Source organism: Nostoc flagelliforme FACHB-838, from assembly GCF_014698065.1.
GTDB lineage: Bacteria > Cyanobacteriota > Cyanobacteriia > Cyanobacteriales > Nostocaceae > Nostoc > Nostoc flagelliforme_B.
In genome coordinates this window covers 1-7,731 of sequence record NZ_JACJSI010000278.1, presented here as the reverse complement: position 1 = coordinate 7,731, position 7,731 = coordinate 1, and the positions used below count along the sequence as shown (strand labels likewise).

Annotated in this window: 4 protein-coding genes; 2 read left to right on the top strand and 2 right to left on the bottom strand. The window is 38.5% G+C overall.

Features of this window, described 5'->3' with window-relative positions; genetic code table 11:
- Positions 1-356 precede the first annotated feature (356 nt).
- Positions 357-1,652 carry a glycosyltransferase gene (locus H6G97_RS40695; RefSeq protein WP_277883412.1) on the bottom strand — a complete coding sequence of 432 codons (1,296 nt, stop codon included), beginning with the start codon at positions 1,650-1,652 and terminating at the stop codon, positions 357-359.
- A gap of 1,082 nt (positions 1,653-2,734) precedes the next feature.
- Here H6G97_RS40695 and H6G97_RS40690 point away from each other — a divergent pair.
- Entirely contained in the window at positions 2,735-4,111 is a 1,377-nt protein-coding gene (locus H6G97_RS40690) for an FAD-dependent oxidoreductase (RefSeq protein WP_190946286.1), read from the top strand.
- A 180-nt stretch (positions 4,112-4,291) separates the two neighbouring features.
- Here H6G97_RS40690 and H6G97_RS40685 read toward each other — a convergent pair whose 3' ends face one another.
- A complete protein-coding gene (locus H6G97_RS40685; protein WP_190946285.1) occupies positions 4,292-5,080 on the bottom strand; it encodes an SDR family NAD(P)-dependent oxidoreductase in 789 nt (262 codons plus the stop codon).
- A 33-nt stretch (positions 5,081-5,113) separates the two neighbouring features.
- On the opposite strand from H6G97_RS40685, the gene H6G97_RS40680 reads away from it, so the two are divergent.
- Positions 5,114-7,567 carry a two-partner secretion domain-containing protein gene (locus H6G97_RS40680; RefSeq protein ID WP_190946284.1) on the top strand — a complete coding sequence of 818 codons (2,454 nt, stop codon included), beginning with the start codon at positions 5,114-5,116 and terminating at the stop codon, positions 7,565-7,567.
- Positions 7,568-7,731 lie beyond the last annotated feature (164 nt).

Sequence of the window (7,731 nt, the reverse complement as noted above, 5' to 3'; positions counted from 1 at the left end):
TATGTTCTGCTGTTGATACCCGCTTAAGAATGTCTCGCCGCGTCACATCAGCCAGAGCAGCAAAAATTTTATCAAGGGCTACATTTGATTCAACCATATAGTTGAATGATATCCAAACATACAGATCGTGTCAAGTGACAACACGGACAACTTTTACCTTCTGTCTTGGGCAAATTCTACCTGAAGTCACATACAATTTTGGGTGTTACTTCCACTGTGCTTCCAGGCGATCGCTAGGGAATCTTATTCGCCGCTTCCTCTACTGCCTGTTGCCATACATTCGCTTGTACAGCCGGTTCCAACTCTGCTTTCGCTAAAAACCGCAGTTGTCGTTCGTTGGTCAGCATTAGAATTTCTCACCCAATCAAACCCAAATGCCGATGAAATGCTTCAACTGCATTCGCCACACCATCTTCACCCCGAATCTTCTCACCTAACTCCTGGGCTTTAGACCGCATCACCTCATCGCCCAGCACTACTTCAATCGCTGCCGCTAGAGTTTCTTCTGATACCTTGTGGTACGGTATCGGTGCAGGGCTGACTCCCAACCGAGTTAACTTTTCACCCCAAACTGGCTGAGGAGCAAAAAAGGGTACGGTAACTGATGGTGTTCCCGAACGTAACACTGCCGCCGTTGTACTTGCTCCTCCATGATGTACTATTGCTGGCACTTGGGGAAATAACCAATCATGAGGAACTTCCTTGATCACAAACACTCGTAGCGAATCTTTTATATTCACTGTTCTTCCAACATTTCCCCAGCCGGATAATATAATCCCGCCTTGACGTGTTTTCTTTAAAGCTTCCACGATATAGTGTGTGAGATATTCTGGATTGGGCATTGTCATGCTCCCAAATCCAAAACACAAAGGTAATTGCTTTCGTCCCAGAAAATCCTCTAGTTCTAGGGGTGGCTCGTATTCGGAGGCTTGCTCAATAAACCAGAAACCAGTCACATACGCCCATGCAGGCCAGTCGCGGGGTCTTGGGATAACGTGCGAACTAAACCCGTACAATACAGAGATTCGTGATACATTTGCCGGAGTCTTCTGTCTGAAGCGTCTACCCAAATATGGTATAGGCGGTAATTTCAATGTCTCGGTTCTGAAGGAGTTTATCAGTTTTCGATGCTTTTGCCAGTACAAGAACTCTGCAATGAAGTAGCTGCCATAGTTTATCGCTTTCTTTAGCGGGTTTTTAGCTATTTGAGCAAATCTCAAAAACCCAAACATCCCTGTGGGAGTCAACGGCAGAACTGATGCAAAAAAGCAAGGTACGCCTAATTTCTCTGCTATGTGATATCCCCAGTTGGCTAGCGGCGTGTAGATGATTACTTCAGCCCCCTGACACGCTGCCCACGCTGACTGCAATTGTTGAAGCAAAAGCTTATCTCTTTCATAAGGATTCAACTTTTCTCCCGCAATCAATCGCTGCCCTTGTTTCGATTGCAGAAACTCTTGCATATTTCCAGCGATCGGCGCAAACTTTAAATCGAATTTCCTCACAAATGGCTCAAAGTTCTCATGGGTTGCTACGGTTACTTCATGCCCCGCACGTTTCAACCCAATACCCAAAGCACAGTATGGTTGCAAGTCTCCTCTTGAACCTACTGTTAGGATCGTAATTTTCAGTTTCCGGCTTGGTGTAGTCAAACTTTGCCTCAATTGGTTTCTCCACTCAAAACTCCGGCTCTACTCAAGATTGTACTGAATTACCTGTTGTTGGAAGCGATAAGCTCTTCTTAAGCCTTTGGCAAAGGAAGACGAAGGCAGCTTCAGGCGATCGCAGATGTGGCAATAGAACTCCAGTACAAGTTTACAACCTCGTTTCACGACAAAATTAAGCCCAAATAAAGCCTAAATTGGCTTTATAAGCAGCAAACACATCACGGTTAAGGGTTAACCAAAGGTGCAGTCCAAGATGATAAATCCAGCTTGCTGGCTTTCAGATTTAACCACGCTTAAGTCTGACACTCGCCTCTTTCCCCACCCCAGCTACGATTATCATTATTGTCAAAATACTTTTGAGTATTTTAGCTGATTGACAAAATGCGCTTTTTCTTGGCTTTTTTTCACAGATACCCTACAGCTTAAGTTCAATATTATAATCCCGATCTTCACTGGAAAAACCTTTTCTCTCATGAGAGTTTATATGTAATTATTTATTCCCTCGCTGCGAAATAATCAAAGCGCTTGATTTCTCGTTTTGAAGAAGAAATAGTATCAAATATTACTTTTGTGTGAGAGAAAGAATCAATTTTCAGCTTGCTAAAAAATGAAAAGTACGCCAGTAAAGCAAACAAAGCTCCGCAGCTTGGTATGAGAATCATTCTTCGTCTAGTGTTTTAACAACTACTTGAAAGAACCACACGAAGAATGATTTTTTTATGATGAATTCTGGCGACTAACGAGTGTATTGTATTTGGAGAAGTTCCCGACTGATGTTCCCAATTAATGACCGCTAATCTTTTGAGAAAGATTTTGGCTAAAGACATATTTTTTCTCTAAAAGCTTATTGTCTAATAGCATAATTTTAAAATTATTAAAAATACAACTGAAGCATGTATTTTATTCGATAAAAAACTTAGCTTAAAGTTTGTAATTAATTTAATTGTTAAGTTTTGTAAACACTTTTTATTCTCAGAAAGCTAATTCATTCAACACTGATATACTACCTTAAGCCTTCTATTCCACCGACACTAAGCACCTACACACTTAAAACAATAGTGAATTGAATGGTGAATACTACAAAAGCCAAAAATGATATTTACAACACTCACGCTGTTGTAATTGGTGGGAGTATTGCAGGGTTACTTAGCGCTACAGTACTCGCAGAATTTTTTTCTAAGGTCACTATTGTTGATAGTGACGAGTTCTCCGATCAACCGATACCTCGGAAAGGAGTAGCACAGTCTGTTCAGCCTCATGTGCTGCTGGTCAAAGGGTACAGAATTATTGAAGAATTATTTCCTGGAATAGGTGAAGAATTACAGTTTAATGGTGCATTACCAATAGATTGGGCGCAAGAATTTTTTAGGTTAGTCCCAAATGTCGGATGGGGTGCAATTGCAGCATCTCCCTCGGAATTTATTTCTTATACTTGTAGTCGTCCATTATTAGAGTGGACTATACGGAAAAGAGTCACTCAGTTAGGAAATGTATATTGGTTGCAGAAGCATCGTGCAACTGGATTAGTATGTAATAACGAAAAAAAAATCACTGGTGTTTTGCTACATCCTGCTGGAGCAACAGAGGAGAAACTTGAAGAAGCTTCACTTGTTATTGATGCTAGTGGTAGACACTCTTCTGCTCCTAAATGGCTAGAAAAACTGAAATTTAGTTGTCCCCCTGAGAGTATAGTTGATCCACATTTAGGGTATGCCACAAGGCGTTATAAAAAAGTTGAAGATTTGGCATTTAAAGGGAAAGTAATGTTAATTCCTCAAGTTCCTCCTAATAACAAACGTCTAGGATATTTAGCAAGAGTTGAAGATGGGGAATGGATTGCTACTCTTGGAGGTTACGGACGGGACTTTCCTCCAGTTGACGAGCAGGGTTTTTTAGAATTCGCCAGTAGTTTACCAAGTTCCAAGTTTTACGAATTTATTAAAGATGCCGAGCCTATCTCTCCTATATATGCCTATCGTGTTAATGCTAATCGACTCCGCCATTACGAAAAAATTGAATTGCCACTTGGCTTTCTAGCTTTAGGTGATGCTGTTTGTGCCTTATGCCCTGTTTATGGGCAGGGTTTAACAGTTAGCTCTCTTGCTGTACTAGTTTTACGCAGTTGTTTGAAAAAGCAAAAAAATTGGTCGAAGGATGGGTATTTTTTATCTTCAAAATTTCAAAATGAATTAGCTAAAAGCAATTTTCCTCATTGGAATGTAGCAACAATTCAAGACTCTGCTTTTCCTTCTACCTTTCCATCCATTCAAAAGCGAGGGTTATTGCATAAATTTACACAATGGTATAGCCAAAAGTTTATTTTGGGAACTGTATCTTTTCCAGAAATGAACATTTTATTCCTGCAAGTTACTAATTTAGTTATCTCCCCACTAAAACTTTTTAGTCCCAGAGCAATTTACTATACTCTAACAAATAAATCTTGAAGAATAATTCGGTTATTTAGAATTCAAAAGCCAGACTAGATACGTTCTCTATCAAACGCTCTTGCTAGCTTACTTTTTTGCAAGAGACACAGACTCTAAGAGAGCTTCACTAGCAATTTTTCCGGTCAGAATACCTTAACTGTATTCTGACTCCAGAAGGACTAAAGTTTGTTTTGATTATTAGTATTTAGGGCGAAATTCTTGTTCCAAAACTTTTGACCAAATTTCTCTAGGTAGAAAACGTGAAATTCCAGAAATTACTTTATTATCCCATCGACCTGTAACAATATGAGAACTTTCTGAATTAAGAGCATTTAAAGCTTCCCTTGCTATTTCTGAAGGGTTATCCAAGCGTAGTGATTCTGCTTCATTGGAAAACTTTTCAAAACTAGCTTTTTCATAAAATTGTGTATTTGTAGGACCAGGACACACAGCAAGTACTTTGGCTCCTGTCTTAGAATTCTCGGCCCACAAAGCTTCACTAAAGCTAAGGACAAAACTTTTTGTAGCGGCATAGACGGACATATACGGCAACCCTTGAAAAGCCGCTATTGAGGAAATGTTAATAATATTGCCTCTGCCTTGTTGTATCATTTGAGGAAGAAATTGATAAGTTAAATCAACTAGTGCCGTTATATTCAATTGAATCATTTGTAGTTGTTTCGTTCGTTGACTTTCACTAAAAAGCCCATAGTCCCCCAGCCCAGCATTATTAATTAAAGTATCAATACTAGTGATATTTTGTTCAATCAGAGCATTAAAAATATCAACAGCCGCCGTTGTTATCGTTAAATCTTTCGCTAAAGTGTGTACTTTGATTTTGTGTTCTTCTTGGAGTTTTTGGGCAAGATGTTGAAGTTTTTCTTCACTTCTTGCCACTAAAACCAAATTATTTTTGCGGGCAGCTAATTCATTTGCAAATGCTGCTCCTATTCCTGAAGAAGCTCCCGTTATTAAAGCAGTAGCCATAAGTTTAATTTTGGAGTAAACCAGAGGTTAGTTATGCCCACAAATTTTAAAACAATTATAAAAATATGTCTAGTTGATTTAGGATTTTTTTGCGTAATTTTATTTAATAAAACCGTTACAGCCCAGATTGTTCCAGATAAAACTTTGCCTCAAAACTCTCTCGTTACAGTTTCTGATAATACTATTGAAATCACTGGAGGAACTAGAGCAGGGAATAATCTGTATCATAGCTTTCAGCAATTCTCTACTTCTACTGGTTCTTCTACTTTATTCAATAATGCCTTAGATATTCAAAACATTATTAGCCGTGTAACAGGAAAGTCAATATCCAATATTGATGGGCTTATTAAAGCTAATGGTACTGCTAATCTATTTTTGATTAATCCGAATGGGATTATTTTTGGAAAAGATGCACGATTAGATATTGGAGGTTCATTTATAGCTAGCACAGCAACTAGTTTGAAGTTTCCAAATAATTTGGATTTTAGTGCTACAAATCCTGAAAATATACCTTTACTAAGTATTAATACCCCGATAGGGTTACAATATGGTACTGATCCGGGTGCAATTCAAGTAAAAGGTGATGGTCAAGGAACTAGAAAAACAAATCAACTAATTGATACGACTAATACTCTACGAGTGCAACCAAATAAAACATTAGCATTAGTAGGAGGCGACCTAATATTGGATGGAGGAACTCTTAAAACTGCTGGGGGGCGGATAGAGTTAGGAAGTGTTGGGTCAGGAAGTCTGATCAAACTTAACTCTACGAATAATGGTTTTAATTTTACTTATGATCTTGCACAAAACTTTAAAAGCATTCAACTATTTCAAGGAGCGTCTGTTGATTCTAGCGGTGAGGGGCAAGGGGATATTCAAATTCAAGCTAGACAATTAACAGTACAAGATGGCTCCCAGATTGAAAATAGCACTTTGCGAGAGAAGTCAGGAGGAACACTTTACGTCACAACCACTGATTCTATAGATATAAGTGGTACTTCAGCAGACGGTCAAGCCCGTAGCGGTCTTGCTTCAATAATTTATCCAGGAGCAAAAGGTGACGGAGGAAATTTGATTGTAGATACTAAGCAACTGAGTCTAAGAGAAGGCTCAGGAATAGCAACGGTTACACAAGGTCTAGGAAAATCTAGTAATTTAATAGTAAATGCCTCCGATTCTGTATTAATAAAAGGGTTTAGTTCGATAAATCCTTCGATTAGTAGTACTATCTCTAATACTATTTATGGTTCAGGAAATGGAGCCAATCTTACTTTATCAACAAAAGAACTAACTATTGAAGACGGAGCTTCTTTAGGTAGTGCTATTTTCGGTACAGGCAACGGAGGCAACGTAAATGTACACGCAGATTTAATTAAAGTAACGGGAGGGTCTTCCTTATTTACTCCTAGTTCTTTTTCAAATATAACTTTCAATAGAGGAAATGCTGGTTCATTAGTAATCAAGACACAAAAGCTTATCATTACTAATGGCGGTATAATAAGTACTTCTACTACAGGATCTGGCAATGCTGGAAGCCTTATTGTTAATGCTTCTGATTCTATAGATATAGATGGAATATTGCAGGGATCTCCATCCCTTTTTAGAAGTAGCTTGTCCTCATCGTCTACTGTTGCACCTTCAATTGTTCAACAAATATTTAATCTCCCTCCGATTCTTTCTGGTGAATCTGGGCAAGTAACAGTTAATACGAGAAAATTAACTGTTACTAATGGCGCTACTCTTAGCGGTAGAAATGACGGGTTTGGAGGAGCAGGTAATCTTTTCGTTAATGCTGCTGATTCAATCAGTCTAAATCAAGGTACAATTGCAGCATCAACCATCTCTGGTGATGGTGGTAATATTTTTATTAATACATCTTATTTACAGATAAGTGAAAATAGTGCAATTTCAACATCTGCTGGCAACAGAGGGAATGGTGGAAATATCGCAATTAATGCAGATATAATTTCTGCATCAAAAAACAGCAGAATCACAGCCAATGCTTTCAGAGGCCGTGGTGGAAATATCACAATTAATGCTAAAGGACTCTTTTTTAGTCCTGATAGCTTAATAACAACTAGTTCCAAATACGGAATTAACGGGAATATTCAATTTAACATTGTTAATCCTAACATTTACACAACCGAAATAAAAGCAAAAGAAATTTCCGAAGTTCCTCAAATCACCTCCGTTTGCCAGAGGGAAGTAGGCACCAAAGCAAGTAATTTTATCGTTAGTAGTTCTCGAAGTCTACAACCTAATCCTGATGCCATGATACTTAATGATATGGGACAAAGTAACTTTGCTCCAAATCCCCAAAACCAAAAAACCAACTCATCAACAAGCAAACAACCTACACAAATTATAGAAGCCAACGTTTTGATTCGTGATGAACAAGGAAATTTAGTTTTGACTACAGACCAAGAAAAGGCAAACTTGGATAATGCTTCGTTGTCTGCAAACTCTTGTTTTTCAATGCCTCAGTGATAAAAAATAGAAAAATGATTATGTTCAAATCTAGCTTTAAATATCTTTTATGATACCTGTCTAAATGTTATTTAGCCGCCAGATAAAAGTTTGGCAGTAGAGACGTGAGGATGCTTAGGATCTTTGACCAGAGGCGGCTTCTTTTTCTTTTCGGTTCGGGGCTG